At 71.0% G+C, this 15,282-nt stretch carries 16 protein-coding genes and 4 tRNA genes; 11 read left to right on the top strand and 9 right to left on the bottom strand.

Annotated elements, in window-relative coordinates; translation table 11 throughout:
• Window positions 1-119 precede the first annotated feature (119 nt).
• Together ABT369_RS55605 and ABT369_RS55600 are read left to right on the top strand one after the other, a co-directional pair.
• Entirely contained in the window at window positions 120-1,004 is an 885-nt protein-coding gene (locus tag ABT369_RS55605) for a sigma-70 family RNA polymerase sigma factor (RefSeq protein ID WP_350626473.1), read from the top strand.
• A gap of 45 nt (window positions 1,005-1,049) precedes the next feature.
• Complete coding sequence (locus ABT369_RS55600) at window positions 1,050-1,319, top strand: acylphosphatase (RefSeq protein WP_350626471.1); 270 nt, start codon at window positions 1,050-1,052, stop codon at window positions 1,317-1,319.
• A gap of 30 nt (window positions 1,320-1,349) precedes the next feature.
• Here ABT369_RS55600 and ABT369_RS55595 read toward each other — a convergent pair whose 3' ends face one another.
• The 3 genes from ABT369_RS55595 to ABT369_RS55585 all read right to left on the bottom strand — a co-directional run bounded on the left by ABT369_RS55595 (window position 1,350) and on the right by ABT369_RS55585 (window position 3,689).
• Window positions 1,350-1,892, bottom strand: coding sequence for an LURP-one-related family protein (locus ABT369_RS55595; protein ID WP_350626469.1), 543 nt, complete (start codon window positions 1,890-1,892; stop codon window positions 1,350-1,352).
• Between the two features lie 224 nt (window positions 1,893-2,116).
• Entirely contained in the window at window positions 2,117-2,536 is a 420-nt protein-coding gene (locus ABT369_RS55590) for an SRPBCC family protein (RefSeq protein ID WP_350626467.1), read from the bottom strand.
• A 265-nt stretch (window positions 2,537-2,801) separates the two neighbouring features.
• Window positions 2,802-3,689 (bottom strand): SMP-30/gluconolactonase/LRE family protein, encoded by an 888-nt coding sequence (locus ABT369_RS55585; protein WP_350626465.1) that lies wholly within the window; start codon window positions 3,687-3,689, stop codon window positions 2,802-2,804.
• 172 nt (window positions 3,690-3,861) lie between these two features.
• Here ABT369_RS55585 and ABT369_RS55580 point away from each other — a divergent pair, with 172 nt between their 5' ends.
• Both ABT369_RS55580 and ABT369_RS55575 read left to right on the top strand, forming a co-directional pair.
• Entirely contained in the window at window positions 3,862-4,176 is a 315-nt protein-coding gene (locus tag ABT369_RS55580; RefSeq protein ID WP_350626463.1) for a PadR family transcriptional regulator, read from the top strand.
• Window positions 4,176-5,078: a hypothetical protein gene (locus ABT369_RS55575; RefSeq protein WP_350626461.1), complete on the top strand. Its 903-nt coding sequence runs from the start codon at window positions 4,176-4,178 to the stop codon at window positions 5,076-5,078. Before ABT369_RS55580 ends, ABT369_RS55575 begins: the two co-directional genes overlap by 1 nt.
• Before the next feature lie 435 nt (window positions 5,079-5,513).
• Here the strand turns inward: ABT369_RS55575 and ABT369_RS55570 are convergent, their stop codons facing one another.
• Window positions 5,514-6,413, bottom strand: coding sequence for a MerR family transcriptional regulator (locus ABT369_RS55570; protein ID WP_350626459.1), 900 nt, complete (start codon window positions 6,411-6,413; stop codon window positions 5,514-5,516).
• Between the two features lie 93 nt (window positions 6,414-6,506).
• Between ABT369_RS55570 and eno the strand changes: the two genes are divergently transcribed.
• The 7 genes from eno to ABT369_RS55535 all read left to right on the top strand — a co-directional run bounded on the left by eno (window position 6,507) and on the right by ABT369_RS55535 (window position 13,226).
• Window positions 6,507-7,784 (top strand): phosphopyruvate hydratase, encoded by a 1,278-nt coding sequence (gene eno / locus ABT369_RS55565; protein WP_350626457.1) that lies wholly within the window; start codon window positions 6,507-6,509, stop codon window positions 7,782-7,784.
• Window positions 7,785-8,183: 399 nt separating this feature from the next.
• Window positions 8,184-8,732 (top strand): helix-turn-helix transcriptional regulator, encoded by a 549-nt coding sequence (locus tag ABT369_RS55560; RefSeq protein ID WP_350626503.1) that lies wholly within the window; start codon window positions 8,184-8,186, stop codon window positions 8,730-8,732.
• A gap of 76 nt (window positions 8,733-8,808) precedes the next feature.
• Window positions 8,809-9,282, top strand: coding sequence for a VOC family protein (locus ABT369_RS55555; protein WP_350626455.1), 474 nt, complete (start codon window positions 8,809-8,811; stop codon window positions 9,280-9,282).
• Between the two features lie 357 nt (window positions 9,283-9,639).
• Complete coding sequence (locus ABT369_RS55550; protein WP_350626453.1) at window positions 9,640-10,173, top strand: hypothetical protein; 534 nt, start codon at window positions 9,640-9,642, stop codon at window positions 10,171-10,173.
• Between the two features lie 14 nt (window positions 10,174-10,187).
• Entirely contained in the window at window positions 10,188-11,213 is a 1,026-nt protein-coding gene (locus ABT369_RS55545) for a hypothetical protein (protein ID WP_350626451.1), read from the top strand.
• Between the two features lie 11 nt (window positions 11,214-11,224).
• Window positions 11,225-12,541: a Dyp-type peroxidase gene (locus ABT369_RS55540; RefSeq protein ID WP_350626449.1), complete on the top strand. Its 1,317-nt coding sequence runs from the start codon at window positions 11,225-11,227 to the stop codon at window positions 12,539-12,541.
• Between the two features lie 97 nt (window positions 12,542-12,638).
• Window positions 12,639-13,226 (top strand): dihydrofolate reductase family protein, encoded by a 588-nt coding sequence (locus ABT369_RS55535; RefSeq protein WP_350626447.1) that lies wholly within the window; start codon window positions 12,639-12,641, stop codon window positions 13,224-13,226.
• A gap of 78 nt (window positions 13,227-13,304) precedes the next feature.
• Here ABT369_RS55535 and ABT369_RS55530 read toward each other — a convergent pair whose 3' ends face one another.
• The 5 genes from ABT369_RS55530 to ABT369_RS55510 form a co-directional block, all read right to left on the bottom strand.
• Entirely contained in the window at window positions 13,305-14,312 is a 1,008-nt protein-coding gene (locus ABT369_RS55530; protein ID WP_350626445.1) for an RNA polymerase subunit sigma-70, read from the bottom strand.
• Window positions 14,313-14,440: 128 nt separating this feature from the next.
• Window positions 14,441-14,515, bottom strand: a tRNA-Arg gene (locus ABT369_RS55525).
• Window positions 14,516-14,520: 5 nt separating this feature from the next.
• A tRNA-His gene (locus ABT369_RS55520) sits at window positions 14,521-14,594 on the bottom strand.
• Window positions 14,595-14,596: 2 nt separating this feature from the next.
• Window positions 14,597-14,669, bottom strand: a tRNA-Arg gene (locus ABT369_RS55515).
• Between the two features lie 29 nt (window positions 14,670-14,698).
• A tRNA-Ile gene (locus ABT369_RS55510) sits at window positions 14,699-14,772 on the bottom strand.
• Window positions 14,773-15,282 lie beyond the last annotated feature (510 nt).

Here is a 15,282-nt window from a genome sequence, read left to right as displayed (position 1 = left end):
CGGGGAGCTGGTGGAGGCGTGGGAGCTCTTGTCGTACTGAATTGGGGTACTGAAACTGTCACGTCTTCGCCCTCCGAGGGGTCGACCGGGAGAGGATCGAACTCGGGAGGAGAACAGCGGTGGATGAGCGCGAGTGGCTGAGCGGGCAGTTCGAGGAGCACCGGGCCCGGCTGCGGGCGGTGGCGTTCCGGATGCTGGGCTCGGCCGCGGAGGCCGACGACGCCGTCCAGGACGCGTGGCTGCGGGTCGACCGGGCCGGGGCCGGGGGCGTGGACAACCTCGCCGCCTGGCTCACCACCATCGTGGCCCGGGTGTGCCTCAACCAGCTCCGCGCGCGCAACCAGCGCCGCGAGGACCCGCTCGAGGTGCACGTGCCCGACCCGATCGTCAGCCCCGTGGCCGGCGTCGACCCGGAGCACGAGGCGCTGCTCGCCGACTCGGTGGGCCTGGCCCTGCTCGTCGTGCTGGAGACGCTCACCCCGGCCGAGCGGCTCGCGTTCGTGCTGCACGACATGTTCGCGGTGCCGTTCGAGGAGATCGCGCCCATGCTCGACCGCTCGCCGGCCGCCGCCCGGCAGCTCGCCAGCCGCGCCCGGCGCCGGGTCCAGGGCCACCCGACCGCGCCCGACCCGGACGTGAGCCGCCAGCGCGCGGTCGTCGACGCGTTCTTCGCCGCCTCGCGCGAGGGGGACTTCGCCGCCCTGGTCGAGGTGCTCGACCCGGACGTGATCCTGCGCTCCGACGGCGGCCCGGCCCGCCCGCGGCTCACCTTCACGCTGCACGGCCCCGAGCAGGTGGCCACGCAGGCCCTGGCGTCGTCGCGGCTGTCGCCGTTTGTGTACTCTGCCCTCGTCAACGGCGCCGCGGGGGTCGTGGTGGCCGCGAGCCCGGACCGTCCGCTGTTCGTGATGGCGTTCACGGTCACGGGCGGGCGGATCGTCGCCGTCGACGTCCTCGCCGACCCGGACCGGCTGCGCGCTCTGGACCTCGCCGCCCTGCGCTGATCGCTTCGGCCGTCCGGCCCGGCCGCTCCCGGGTACGGTCGGAGGGTGATCCGTAAACGGGTGCTGGTCTCGGGCCGGGTGCAGGGGGTCTTCTTCCGCGAGACCTGCCGCCAGGTCGCACAGCGGCGCGGGGTGGCCGGGTGGGTGCGCAACCTCCCCGACGGGCGGGTCGAGGCGGTGTTCGAGGGCGGCGAGGAGCCGGTCGCGGCGCTGCTCGCCTGGGCGGGCGAGGGGCCGCCGGACGCGCACGTGAGCGGCGTCGAGGCCCACGACGAGCCGGCGGAGGGGCTGAGCGGGTTCAACGTCGTGCGGTGAGCCCCGGCCGTCCATTGTGGACGCTTCGGCCTAGCCCCCCGCGGCCGCGCTGGAGCTGCGCCGGGCCTCGATCGCCGCGCGCATGGACTGAGCGAGCCCGACGGCCTGGACGATGGACAGCACCGGCGCCTGGAGCTCGAAAGCCAGCCCGTCGGGGCGCAGGGACAGAATGCGGCTGTTGTTCACGAGCTGTGCGACGGGGCGGTTCCGCTCGTCGGTGACGGTGAAGCGGCGGGACGTCCAGTTGCCGCGGGTGGTGAGGGCGCGGCCGCTCGCGAGCCTGAGCGTGCTGGTGCGGTTGGGGCCCCAGAAGCTGAGCCGGAGATGGAAGAGCATCTGCTGGCGCGCGTCGATGAGGTAGTAGTTGCGCCCGCCGAAGCCCTCCCGGTGACCGGCGGCGAGGACGGCACCGGCGGCCGGGTCCAGAATCTCGTATCGGGCCCGCATCGACCAGTTGTGCCAGCGGATCGTGGCGACGGGGCGGCCGTCGGCGAGCGTGACCGGGGACTCGCGGCCGAACGGGGCCTTGTCGGGCAGGAGCAGCGTTCCGGCATACGGCGCGAACACGTCCATGAGCTTCATGGTAGCGATGGGCACCACGACGTGCCTTCTATCGACCCGGACCGGGCGGCGCTCTAACACCGCGCGCATCTCCTCGATGCCGCGCACGCACGGCCGGCTCGCGGTCGTGCGACCGGCTGGTCAGACCGTCGGACGCTCCAACACCGCGCGCATCTCCTCGATGCCGCGCTCGACCCGCGCCCGGACGGCCGGCTCGCGGTCGTGCGACCGGCTGGTCAGACCGTCGGACGCACCGTCGGACGCTCCAACACCGCGCGCATCTCCTCGATGCCGCGCTCGACCCGCGCCCGGACGGCCGGCTCGCGGTCGTGCGGCAGCACGTCGGTCGTCCACACGAGCCGCGAGCGGTCGCCATCGCCGAAGACCTGGAAGGCCGCGTGGTGGTGGGCGAGGACCATCCGCCCGGGCCCCTGCACCGAATAGGCCATGCGGCGCTGCTCGTGGTCGACGGCGACGATCAGCTCGCGCACCTCGGTGCCGTCGGGCATCGTCAGAATGCGCTCGTCCCCGTCGATCCGCGCATCGGCGACGCGGCCCGGCAGCAGCCGCCGGTGCACGTTGCCGACATCGGCGATCGCGTCCCACACCACGGCCGGATGCGCGTTGACGATCGTTTCGACTCGGATGGACACCACAGGCGCAGTGTAACGATCGCTCATGCCGGCACTCTGCTCCGAGGCGGATCAGGTGATGGGGGCTCATCCGACGAGCGCCGCAGCCTTTGTCTGCTCGGAGGCGAATCAGGTGTTGGGGGCTCATCCGACGGGCGCCGCGGCCTTTGTCTGCTCGGAGGCGGATCAGGGCACTCGCGGGCGGCGGGGGCTCATCCGAGGGGAGCCCACCGTGTGCGCCAGCCGACCTGCGGGCGATCGCCGCAGCCCTTGTCCGCTCGGAGGCGGATCAGGGCCAGCCGACGTGCGGGGTCGGGGCCGGTGTGGCGAGGATTCGGCCGGTACGCGCGCCGAACGGATCCTGCGGGTCCCACTTCGCCGCGCAAATGAACAGTGTGCGACCCTCCTCGCCGCCCAGCATCACGGCGAACGGCGCGCGATCCAGCTCGACGCGATCGAGGATCTTGCCGCCCTCGGCCACCCGCACGGCCTCGTTGCCGCCGCTCGACGTCCACACGGCACCGTCCGCGTCGAGGCAGATGCCGTCGGGCGCGATTCCGTCGGCGAACACGCGGCGGTTGCTGAGCGTACCGTCATCGGCAATGTCGAACGCCGTGAGCGTCCCGGTGAACGATTCCGACACGATGAGCGTGCGGTTGTCGGGCGTGATCGCCATCCCGTTCGGAAACGCGAGGTCGTGCTCCTGCCGCACCACGGTGCCGTCGGGCCGGATCAGCGCGATGAACCCGGGCTCGTACCCGGCCCGCTCGGTCAGCGGCCGCGGATCACTCAGATCGACGCTCTTGATAAAGTCCAGAAACGCAAACCCGACGCCGTTCACATAGACATTGCCGCGCCCGTCGACCACGAGCTCATTGCACCCGCCCGGCAGTTGCGACAGATCGGCGTGCGCGACCATGGCGCCATCGTCCTCGCGCCGCAGCAGCCTTCCGAGCGTTTCCGGATTCTTCGGTACCACCAGCAGCCGCCCATCCGGCAACCACCCGATCGTGTGCGGGTCGACGGCCGAATCCAGCGGTACGACTTCGTGCGCTCCTTCGGGCGTGACCGCGATGACCTCCCCGGCCCCCCAGTGACAGAACCAGAGCCGCCCCTCGTACCAGCGCGGCGACTCGACGAGCTTCAGCCCGTCGAGCAGTACGTTCACGTTCGTCATGACCTCCGTACGAACGAGGTACCCACGTAATCGACATCATCAGCCGCGACTTGCCACAAAAAGCCTCCTTTGAGCGCGGCCTGAAGGTTGGTGCCGTCTTCGCAGGAAGCGGGGTTGACGAGGTTACTACGTCCTGCGATGCTACGTCCGACGTAGCAACTTGGAGGAACGTGTGACCGGACTGTCGCAGCTCGGCAGGTTCTCCGAGCCGGCGTTGTTGATCCTGATCAGCCTGGCCGAGGGCGCCAAGCACGGCTATGCGATGCAGGAGGACATCGCCGCGTTGACCGGCGAGCGACCGGGCCCGGGCACGCTCTACGGCGCCATCCGGCGTCTGGAGGAGCAGCGGTTGATCGAGCAACTGCCGGAGGAAGACCGCCGCAAGCCGTACCGCCTGACCGACCAGGGCGCGCAGGCGCTGCAGGCCGAACTCGTGCGCATTCGCTCAATGGCCAGCACCGGCCTGCGACGATTGGCGACGGCCTGATGCGCGCGACGTTGATCCGCCTCGCCATGGCGATGTACCCGGCGCCGATCCGCGACCGCTACGGCGCCGAGCTCACCGACCTGCTCGCACACTCGACCCGGCCGTGGCACGACATCGCCGACGTCGGCCGGTCCGCACTGACCGAGCAGGCGGCGGCCTGGACGTGGGCCCGCACCCGCCCGCAGCTTCGCCGGCTGGCCTGGCTCACCGCCGCACCGTTCGGATTCGGCCTCACCGCGCTGCTCCTGGCGGTCTGCGCGCTCATGCTCGGAACAACGTACGCGAAAGACGCCGGGCACGACGTCGGTCCCGCGCTCCTCAACGTGCCGATCGTGCTGAGCGTGCTGGCGGTGTGCGGGGCGATCGTCGCGCTGACGCTGCCGATGCCCCGCCAGCACCACTTGGTGGCACCGGTGCTGACCGTACCGGCGTCGTCGACCGCGGGAATCCTGGTCATCGCGAACCTGCCCATCGCCGGCGACATCCTCGGCGAGTCGCGATCGGGCACGCTGCTGTCCACGCTGTGCTGGTGCGCGGCGATGCTCGCACTCGGTGCCGCGATCACCGTACTCGTCCGGCGCGGGCGCACCGGCACCGCCGTGGCGGTCCTCGTGGTCGGGGGCCTCGCCACGCTCGAACTGACGTCTGTGGTCTACGCGATCGCCGCTCGACCGGTCGCCGCGGACTGGCGTTTACTGTTCAGCGTGTGGCGCCTTCGCGCGGGGATCGCCGATCCGCCCTGGTTTTCCGGCGACACGTTCAAGGGCCTGCAGGCGATGCTCCCGATGTGTACGACGTTCGCGCTCACACTCGTCATGGCCAACGCCGTGCACCAGCGCAAGGCGGGCTTTCTCAGGTCGCAGAGCCCCGCGTCACCTCATCGCCACTTCTCGCAACCGTAACGATCCGACCGACAGCCCAGGCTGCCGTCGCGTCCGGCACCGCCAGTACGGAGTGCCGGCAGCGTCGAGCGTCGGCGGTCGGCCGCACGGCCCAAACCGCAGTGCAGTGCGGTGCGGTGCGGTGCGCGAACGTGCAACAGGATGCGATGCGGCGCGCGAACGTGCAACACGGCGCGGAAGTGCGCAGTGCGGTGCGCGAGTGCGCAGTGCGGTGCGCGAGTGCGCAGTGCGGTGCGCGAGTGCGCAGTGCGGTGCGCGAGTGCGCAGTGCGGTGCGCGAACGTGCAACAGGATGCGATACGGCGCGCGAACGTGCAACGCGGCGCAGGAGTGCGCAATGCGGTGCACGAACGCGCCAACCGGCGCGCGAGCGTGCAGTGCAGTGCAATGCGGTGCGGTGCGGTGCGGTGCGCGAATGTGCAGCCGTGGGCGAGCGTCAGCGCGAGGCCCGGGAGCGGTTCAGCCAGCGCAGAACCTCGTTCGCATGGGTCGACGGGGCCGGGATCGGATGGAAGACGTGCTCGACGCGGCCGTCGGTGACGATCAGGGTCAGCCGGCGGTACAGGGTCATGCCGGCCGCCGTGAACGTCGGCAGGCCCAGGGCCGCCGCGAGCGTCAGGCGCGGGTCGGGGACCAGCGGGTACGGCAGGCGGAGACGATGCGCGAGCTCCTGCTGGTAGGTGAGCGACTGCGCGGACAGGCCGTACACGCGCGCGGCCCCCGCGCCCAGCAACTCGCCGTGGTGGTCGCGGAACCAGCGCGCCTGCTCGGTGCCGCCGCGCGCGCCCGGGATCTCCAGCAGGCCGTCGGGCAGGTCGACGCCGGGGCGGCCGGTCAGCGGGTACACGAACAGAATCGTGCGGCCGGGGCCGAGCGAGGCGAAGTCTACGGCCTCGCCGTTCGTGGCGAACACCGACACGCTCGGCAGCCCGCGGCCCACGAGGTCGGCGGGGTCACTCGGCGCGAGGCCAAGATCCGGGTTTCCGGTGACGTTCACTACGGCTAGGCGAGCCTCCAGGGCGTCGCGCTGGGCGGTCAGCTGGCCGATGCGCGACTGCAGGCCGGAGATCGCGCTGCGGTACGTCGCCAAAGCCGCCGCGCACACGTCCGACTCGTCGGCGCCGGCCGCCAGGCTCTCGACGAAGGGCCTGGTCTCCTCCACGCTCAGGCCGAGCGCGGTCAGCTCGCGGATCTGCACGACGAGCCGTTCGGCGATGGGCTCGTACTCGCGATACCCGTTCGCCGTCCGGCGCGGGACGACCAGGCCCAACGACTCGTAGTACCGCAGCGCACGTATGGTGGTGCCCGAGCGCCGCGCGAGCTCACCCACGCGCATTCCCCAGACGATAAACCCGCACCCTGGGGTCCGGGTCAAGGTGACTGTCATCGCGTCGCGCGCAGGGGCTCTGAGCTGCCAGGATTCGTGCCCATGACAGTCATCGAGGCGATCACCGCCCGCCAGATCCTCGACAGCCGCGGCAACCCTACGGTCGAGGTCGACGTCCGCCTCGCCGACGGCTCGCTCGGCCGCGCCGCGGTGCCCTCGGGCGCGTCGACCGGCGCCGCCGAGGCGGTCGAGCTGCGCGACGGCGACCCGCAACGCTTCCACGGCAAGGGAGTCGCGGCCGCGGTCGCCAACGCCGCCGGGCCGCTCGCGGCCGCCGTGCGGGGTCTCGACGCCGAGGACCAGTCCGGAGTCGACGCCGCCCTGATTTCCTGCGACGGTACCGCCGGCAAAAGCCGCCTCGGCGCCAACGCGATCCTCGGAATCTCCCTGGCCACGGCCCGGGCCGCGGCCGCCGCGCGCGGGCTGCCGCTCTACCGGTCGCTCGGCGGAGACGAGGCCACCCGTCTCCCCCTCCCTATGATCAACATCGTGAACGGCGGCGCCCACGCTCACAATCCGCTCGACTTCCAGGAGTTCATGATCGCCCCGGTCGGCGCCGCGACGTTCTTCGAGGCCGTGCGCATGGGCTCGGAGGTCTTCCATACGCTGCGCCGGGCGCTCGCCGCCGCCTGCCACAACACCAACGTCGGCGACGAGGGCGGGTTCGCGCCCCAGTTCACGACCGCCGACGAGGCGCTCACGTTCGTGACGGAGGCGATCGCGGCGAGCGGCTACGAGCCGGGCCGGGACATCGTGATCTGCCTGGATCCGGCGGCGTCGGAGTTCTTCAAGTCCGGCGCGTACGACTACGCCGGCGAGGGCGTGAGCCGATCCGTGGAGGAGCACATCGCCTACCTGTCCGGCCTGCTGCAGCGGTACCCGATCGTCTCCATCGAAGACCCCATGGCCCAGGACGACCTGCCCGGCTGGCGCTCCCTGACCGAACGCGCAGGCGCGACTGTCCAACTCGTCGGCGACGACGTCTTCTGCACCGACGCGACCCGTTTGCAGGCCGGCATCGACACCGGCTGCGCGAACGCGATCCTGGTGAAGGTCAACCAGGTCGGCACACTCACCGAGACACTGTCCACGGTGGACACCGCGCGGCGCGCCGGGTACCGCGTGGTGATGTCCCACCGCTCCGGCGAGACCGAGGACACCACGATCGCGGACCTCGCCGTCGCCACCGGCTGCGGCCAGATCAAGACCGGCTCCGTCTCACGCTCGGATCGCACCGCCAAGTACAACCGCCTGATCCGCATCGAGGAGGAACTCGGCCCCCGCGCGGCCTTTCCCGGCGCGGCCGCCCTGCGCGCATAAACCCACACGGCGACGTCCGTCCGCACAACCATCGTCGACGGTCGCGCGTTCGCGCAGTGCTGCACGCGTTCGCGCAGTGCTGCACGCGTTCGCGCAGTGCTGCACGCGTTCGCGCAGTGCTGCACGCCTTCGCGCAGGCAACGCCGGCGGACCCACACAGCCGTGCACGGTTGCGGGCGGATAGTCCGCAAGCATCACTGATGGGCGTCCGTTTGTGCTCGGCGGAGGCGGTTCGTGCGCGGTCGGTGGCGATGCGGGCGCTGATTCGGACATGCGCGTAGCAGGAGGGGAGGAACGGTCATTGCACGCGGCGGGGCTCATCGCGACCTTCGGATTGCTGTCGGCGCTCATCGGGAAGCCCCAACGCGTGAGTGGGACGCTAAGGTCGACGGCGTGGTGATGTCCGCGGCGGAGAACCAGAACCGGCGGCTGCTGCGCGCTCGTGACGCGATGGACCGGGACTATGCGCAGCGGCTCGATCTGCCCGCGCTCGCCCGGCTGGCGCACATGTCCGAGGGGCACTTCAGCCGCACGTTTCGGGCCACGTTCGGGGAAACGCCGCACCACTATCTGCAGCGGCGGCGGATCGAGCGGGCCATGGCGCTGTTGCGCGACCCGCGCAGCGCCGTGACCGAGGTCGGGCTGCGGGTCGGGTTCGACAGTCTCGGCGCGTTCAGCCGCGCGTTCCGGGCGATCGTGGGCGTGGCTCCTTCGCAATACCGCGATCGGGGACTCGTCGCCCGCGCGCCCTCGTGCTTCGTCAAGGCCTGGTTGCGGCCCGTCGGCCCCGGAGAGAAGGCCGTGACCGCAACGCCCGCGACCAGGATCTCCACACCCGAAACGGCCGCGACTGGGACCGCGACACCCGAAACGGCCGCGACTGGGACCGCGACGCCCGAAACGCTCACAACCGTCACACCCGCAACCGCCGCACGCGAAACAGCCTGACCGCAACGCACCGAACGCCCGCAACTGGTCAGGTTTGGCGAAGCGCCCGGGTCGGCGGCGCCCGTACGGTGAGGGCATGTTCAACACGATCACGATCACGACCGTGCGGGTGCTCGATCAGGACGAGGCGCTCGACTTCTACGTCGGCAAGCTTGGGTTCCAGGTTGACGAGGACGTCGACATGGGCTTCATGCGGTGGCTCACGATCTCGCTGCCGTCCGACCCGGGGCGGCAGTTGCTGCTCGAGGTGCCTGGGCCGCCTTCGATGAGCGAGGAGACGGCGGCTCAGGTGCGCGATCTGCTCACCAAGGGTGCGCTCGGCACCGCGGCGATCCTCACCACTGACGACTGCCAGGCCGTCTACGACACCCTCAAGGGGCGCGGGGTGGAGTTTACGCAGGATGTGGAAGTTCAGCCGTACGGCACCGACTGCGCGTTCCGTGACCCGTTCGGCAACGATATCCGGGTCACGCAGCTGGCCGAGCAGCCGGCCGCGATCACTGATGAGGATATCGCCCGCTGGAGTGGTGGTTCGAACAGCAAGGGGTGAGCGAACGCGCAACCCGCTTGAGGCGGACGCGCAAACGCGCGAACCGGCCGAGACGAACGCGCAAACGCGCAAACACGCGAGCCGCCCGAGACGAACGCACAAACGCGCGAACCGGCCGAGACGAACGCGCAAACACGCAAACGCGCGAACCGCCCGAGACGAACGCGCAAACGCGCGAACCCGCGAGCCGTTCGCGGTGGCGGGTGCGCGAAGGAGACGCGAAACCGGGGCCGAGCAGGCTGGCCTCGCAATCAAGACAGCCGGGCCGAGGGGGCAGTCCGACGCACCCCTCGGCCGGAGGACTGCCATCCCTGGCGGGTGGCGACTCGGCGAGTGGCCCGGCGGCACAGTTGAGGCATGCAGATCAAGCCCGAGGCCGCGGTACTGCCGGCGGACCCGAGCCAACTGCCCCAGGGCAAGTACGGCCCGGTGTATCCGCGCACCCCGGCGTGCTACGGCTTCACGATCATCGCGACCCTCAAGCCGGGAAGGGCGGAGGCGATGCGCGTGTACGGGCAGACGCTGGCGGCGGCGCTGGAGGCCGACCCGTACCTGCTGGCGCCGCTGAAGCTGCACTACCTGCGCTGGGTGCTGTTCGACGGCGACACGCGGTTCATGTACCAGGGCATCTTCGACACCGACTTCGACAAGTACACCGAGGACGCCGTCGCGTTGTTCAGCAAGGCCGGGGTCGACACCGCGTTCGAGAACCTCGAGGGCTTCCCCGAGGACTGGCGCACCAACCCGGAGGCGTTCGTGCGGTTCGTGCGGGAGCACCACTGCCCGAGCTTCCTGGAATATGGCGAGTACCCGTACGTGTCCACCGACGAGATCAAGCGCGCGCTGCAGGTCAAGGACGCATTCTCCACCATGCTCGACCAGCTGCAGTAGCGCCGGAGAGCCCGATGCAATGGTGGAGCACCGCCCGGACCTACAACCAGCGCCACCAGCCGCGGCCGGCGGGGCGAGGACGCCGGGTCAGCATCTACGTCGCCTGGAGCTATCCGGCCGAGGCGAGCCGGGACCCCGCCGGGCTGGACAACCGGTTCTCGACGATGACCGAGGTCCGCCGCACCGCCTGGCCCGCCTACGAGGACCCGCAGTGGTCCGACCCCGGCCGGTACCAGCAGGGCATCGCCGGCTCGCTGGAGCTGTTCTTCCTGGCCTGGGAGCCGTTCCAGCAGTTCGCGCTGGAGGTCACCGGGCATCCGGTCGCGGTGTATCAGCGCATCGACCAGGCGGGCGTCTCCGCGCCGCTGGATGAGCGGGTGCTGGCCGACACCGATGTGCTGCTCGTGTTCGGCCTCGATCACATGGTGACCGGCCAGGAGGCCAGCGACGCCGAGATCGAGGCGTTGCGGCAGTTCCTGACCCGGCCGGAGGCGCGGCTCGTGCTCGGGCCGCACCACGACGTCGGCGCGACCGAGGATCTGGCCCGGCGCGACGTCGAGTACCACCATCACGGGGACCCGCTGGTGCCGCGCCAGCAGCGGTTCGGCCGGTACACGCGCTCCCTCATGGCCGGGCTCGGGGTGCCGGTGGAGAACCGGTGGGGCCTGCGGCCCGCGGTCCGCGACGGTGCCGGCATCGCCCCGCTGTCCATCGACGCGGACCTCGACGAGCGGGGCTGGCTCGACGGGGTCACCGGCTTCAACTTCCACCAGCACCTGCCGCACTACGCCGTCACCACCGGAGAGCCCGGCGCGGTGCGGGTGCTGGCGCGCCAGCCCGTCGACACCTCGCGGCCGCACCCGTTCGTCGAGGCGGGCAACACCGAGTTCAACTCGCTGCTGTGGATGCCGCCCCGCGACGCGCGGGCCGCGGACGTGCTCGTCGCCGACTCGACGATCTTCAGCACGCTCTTCGGCGCCGACGACAGCCTGCGCCGCTTCTGGCGCAACGTGGTCACCGAACCGCCGCGCCGGTCATGAACCCGGCCGCCGTGCGTCTGGAGCTGCACGACATCCAGCGCGGGGTCCTGATGCCCCGCCCGACCCCGTACGCGGCGACGTATCTGCTGTTCCGCATCGACGACCGGGCCGACGGCCGGCGGCTCCTGCGCCGCGCGGCCGGAGTCGTGACGGCGGCGGCGGACGGGACCCACCCGCTGGGCGACACGTCGGTCACGGTCGCGGTCACCTACCACGGCCTGCGCGCGCTCGGCCTGCCGCAGCGCTCGCTCGACACGTTCGCGTGGGAGTTCCGCCAGGGGATGCCGGCCCGGGCCGCGGCGCTCGGCGACACCGGCGACAGCGCACCCGAGCACTGGGAGCCGCCGCTGGGCTCGCCCGACGTCCACGTGGTGCTGACCGTGGTGGCGCCCGACCGCGACCGGCGGGACGCGGCCGTCGACCGGGCCCGCCCGGACGCGGCCGCGCTGCCCGGCGTGACCGCGATCTGGCGGCAGGACTGTCACACGCTGCCGGCCGAGACCGAGCCGTTCGGCTACCGCGACGGCGTGAGCCACCCGGCCGTCGAGGGCAGCGGCGTCCCCGGCTCCAACCCGCTCGAGCCGCCGCTCAAGGCCGGCGAGTTCGTCCTGGGCTACCCCGACGAGCTCGGCGGCACCCAGCGCGTCGAGCCGGAGGTCCTGGGCCGCAACGGCAGCTACGTCGCCTTCCGCAAGCTCCACCAGCGCGTCGCGGCCTTCCGCCGGTACCTCGCCGACCAGGCCACGACGGACGGCGACGAGGCCCTGCTGGCCGCGAAGCTCATGGGGCGCTGGCGCAGCGGCGCGCCGCTCGCGCTCAGCCCGCACCGCGACGACCCGGCGCTGGGCGGCGACCCTCGGCGGCGCAACGCGTTCGGGTACGCCGACGACCCGACCGGCTACGTGACGCCCGGCGGTAGCCACATCCGGCGCACCAACCCCCGCGACGCCGCCGTCGCCGGGGAACCCCGGCTGCACCGCATGATCCGCCGCGGTACCGTCTACGGGCCGCCCCTGCCCGAAGGCGTCGTCGAGGACGACGGGGCCGACCGGGGCATCATGTTCGCGTTCGTCGGCGCGCACCTGGGGCGGCAGTTCGAGTTCGTCCAGTCCGAGTGGATCAACGACGGGGTCTTCTTCGGCGCGGACGGGGCCCGCGACCCGATCGCCGGGCGGCACGGGCCGGAGCACGCCGACTTCACCATCCCGCGGCGGCCGGTTCGCCGCCGCCTGGAGGGTCTCCCGCAGTTCGTCGTCACGCGCGGCGGGGAGTACGCCTTCATCCCCGGCCTGCGCGCCCTGCGGTGGCTCGGCGACCTCGCCGACTGACGCACCCCGGCTGGAGACATCTGCCGGCAGCGCGCACCGATGAGGTTTTCGCGCCGCGCCCGTCTGTACGTATGAGATCGACTGACGAGAGGCTGGCATGATGCGGAAACTGACCTTCGGCATGAATGTGACCCTGGACGGCTACATCGCCGCGCCCGGCGACGACCTCGGCTGGAGTGGCGTTGATGGACCGGACTCGTCGTCGGGCGACGAGCTGTTCCAGTGGTGGTCCGACCGGGTGGGGGCGACGGGCCTGGCGCTGTACGGGCGCAAGCTGTGGGAGGCGATGAGTTCCCACTGGCCGACCGCCGACCAGCGGCCCGGCGCCACACCGGCGGAAATCGAGTACGCCCGCCGCTGGCGGGACATGCCGAAGGTGGTGTTCTCCTCGACGACCGGCACGGTCGACTGGAACACCCGCCTGGTCACCGGCGACGCCGTCACCGAGATCACCCGGCTCAAGACCGAGGACGCCGGCCCGATGGACATCTGCGGCGCGACGCTCGCCGCGGCGGCCATGCGGGCCGGGCTGATCGACGAGTACCTGCTGGTCACCTACCCGGTCCTGGTGGGCGGCGGCACGCCGTTCTTCACCGCGCTGGACAGCTGGGTGAAGCTGAACCTCGTGGAGACGCGGACGTTTCCCGGCGGCGTCCTGCTGACCCGATACGAGACGAGGCGATGAGCACGGGCCAGCTGCTCGGCTCGTGAGGCCGGGTTCGCCGGGCATCGAGATGCCCCGCCGGCAACGCCGGCGGGGCGATCACAGAGTCGGGGGCAGGTCCAGCCAAGGTTTGCCGGTGGCGTCGAACCCGGTGAGCTCGGCGATCTTCCCGTCGACGATGCGCAGGACCGCGATGGCGAACAGCCGGTACTCCGGGTCGTCGGGGGTGCGGAGGTACAGCACGGCGGCGGGCATGCGGTTGACCGTCGTGGTGATACCGCGCCAGTCGCCGTGGCCGGGCTGGAAGAGCCCACCGGAGACCCAGCCGTCCACCGCGTCCTTGGCCGTGACGGCCGAGGTGCCCGCCTCGGGCAGCATCACGAAGCGCAGGTCGTCGCGCAGCAGGGACATCAGCCCGTCGAGGTCGTTGCGCTCATGGGCGTCGATATATGCCTGCACCGCGCCGCGCTCGTCATGCGACAGCTCGTGGGCGGCGGGGCTCCGCCAGTCGAGGCGGCGGCCGGGCAGCTGCTCGCGCATCGTCACGCGCGCCCGCTGCAGCGCGCTGGTCACCGATGCGATGGTCAGCTCGAGGGCGTCGGCGGCCTTCGACGCCGGCCAGCCGACGACGTCGCGCAGGATGAACACCGCCCGCTGCCGCGGCGGCAGGTGCTGGACGGCGACGATGAACGCCAGCTCGATCGTCTCCCGCGCCACCACCGATTCCTGCGGGTCCTCGGGGAGCATCCGGTCGGGGTACGGCTGCAGGTACAGCACCTCGGAGCTGGAGTCCGGCAGCCCGGACGGTACGGGTGTGCGGTCGTTGCGCTTCTCCAGGAAGTCGAGGCAGACGTTCGTCGCGATCCGGTACAGCCAGGTCCGCAGCGCAGCGTGGCCCTTGAACGACTCCCGCTTGTGCCACGCTCGCAGGAACGTCTCCTGCGTCATGTCCTGGGCGTCCTCGTAGTTCGCAAGCATCCGGTAGCAGTGCACCTGCAGCTCACGCCGGTGACGCTCCGTGATGAGCGCAAACCGCGCCGGATCGCCTGAGTGAACCACCGCGATGAACGAGGCCTCGTCAGCGCCCAGCGGTCTAGCGTCGGTCATGGTCATGAATCCTTCCACCGGTGCGTGCGAGGGGACCACCAGAACCGACGACGTGGCGGAAGAATTCTGATCGGTGAAGGTTGTCCCCAGCCGCTCGGCCGAGGGCATCCTGATGCAGTTCTGTGACGCACCCCCGGCAGGATTCGAACCTGCGGCCTCCGGCCCCGCATGCCGGCGCTCTCGTCCAACTGAGCCACGAGGGTATGAGGGTGACCACCGGGAGTCGAACCCGAACCTCCAGAGCCACAATCTGGTGTGCACGGACCCGTACACCATGGTCACCGCACCCCGAGCAGGATTCGAACCTGCGGCACGCGGCTCCGTAGGCCGCTGCTCTATCCGCTGAGCTACCGGGGCTTGCTCCCGTCGCCGGGAGTTGTGCTGCGTGTCGCCGGAGAGACTTGAACTCCCGGCCTCAGAGTTATCAGCTCTGCGCTCTCACCAACTGAGCTACGGCGACCCGCGACGACGGCCGTGTGCGGCCGCGTCAAAAAATGCAGTCGGAAACCGGGGAGTCGAACCCCGCACTTCCTGGTCCCAGGCCAGGTCCGGTCACCGCGCCGGTCGTTTCCGAATGAGGAATGCACGCACCCAGAATTGGGCGCAAAAGAATTGCGCAAGAAAAAACCGCCCGGGTCCCTGTGCGGGGCGGGCGGCCGAGGTGGAGGCTGGTTTGCCTACCCTCGCCACCGGCCCGTGGGACGGATCGCCGGAATGGTATGCGGTCGGGGAGCCGGGGTGACAATCACGGGTCGCGTGTTCATCTCGGGCTCCTCCTTCGGCGACTTGTTCCGGTGCGGTTCGACATGGACAACAGTACGCGGGAAATGGGAGCCCGGCAATGGATTAAATGCGCGAGCGCGGCAATGGCCGGTCTAGCCCCGGCCCTTCATTGAGGGCTTCCCACATGGTGGGTGGATGAGGAACGGGTGCCTTCTGAGCTGGGAAGATAGGACTTGCTGAGGGTCTT

Source organism: Dactylosporangium sp. NPDC000244 (assembly GCF_040300725.1).
In the GTDB taxonomy this organism is placed as follows: Bacteria; Actinomycetota; Actinomycetes; order Mycobacteriales; family Micromonosporaceae; genus Dactylosporangium.
Note: the sequence above shows the minus strand (reverse complement) of the source record. Positions and strands in the feature narration are given on the sequence as shown.

What these genes read in the sequence shown, in the direction of transcription:
- ABT369_RS55575 (WP_350626461.1), top strand. Translation starts at nt 4,176, where the DNA reads ATGCGCGCGACGTTGATCCGCCTCGCCATGGCGATGTACCCGGCGCCG.
- ABT369_RS55535 (WP_350626447.1), top strand. Translation starts at nt 12,639, where the DNA reads ATGATGCGGAAACTGACCTTCGGCATGAATGTGACCCTGGACGGCTAC.
- ABT369_RS55570 (WP_350626459.1), bottom strand. Translation starts at nt 6,413, where the DNA reads ATGCGCGTGGGTGAGCTCGCGCGGCGCTCGGGCACCACCATACGTGCG.
- ABT369_RS55545 (WP_350626451.1), top strand. Translation starts at nt 10,188, where the DNA reads ATGCAATGGTGGAGCACCGCCCGGACCTACAACCAGCGCCACCAGCCG.
- ABT369_RS55585 (WP_350626465.1), bottom strand. Translation starts at nt 3,689, where the DNA reads ATGACGAACGTGAACGTACTGCTCGACGGGCTGAAGCTCGTCGAGTCG.
- ABT369_RS55530 (WP_350626445.1), bottom strand. Translation starts at nt 14,312, where the DNA reads ATGACCGACGCTAGACCGCTGGGCGCTGACGAGGCCTCGTTCATCGCG.
- ABT369_RS55550 (WP_350626453.1), top strand. Translation starts at nt 9,640, where the DNA reads ATGCAGATCAAGCCCGAGGCCGCGGTACTGCCGGCGGACCCGAGCCAA.
- ABT369_RS55595 (WP_350626469.1), bottom strand. Translation starts at nt 1,892, where the DNA reads ATGGACGTGTTCGCGCCGTATGCCGGAACGCTGCTCCTGCCCGACAAG.
- eno (WP_350626457.1), top strand. Translation starts at nt 6,507, where the DNA reads ATGACAGTCATCGAGGCGATCACCGCCCGCCAGATCCTCGACAGCCGC.
- ABT369_RS55560 (WP_350626503.1), top strand. Translation starts at nt 8,184, where the DNA reads ATGTCCGCGGCGGAGAACCAGAACCGGCGGCTGCTGCGCGCTCGTGAC.
- ABT369_RS55555 (WP_350626455.1), top strand. Translation starts at nt 8,809, where the DNA reads ATGTTCAACACGATCACGATCACGACCGTGCGGGTGCTCGATCAGGAC.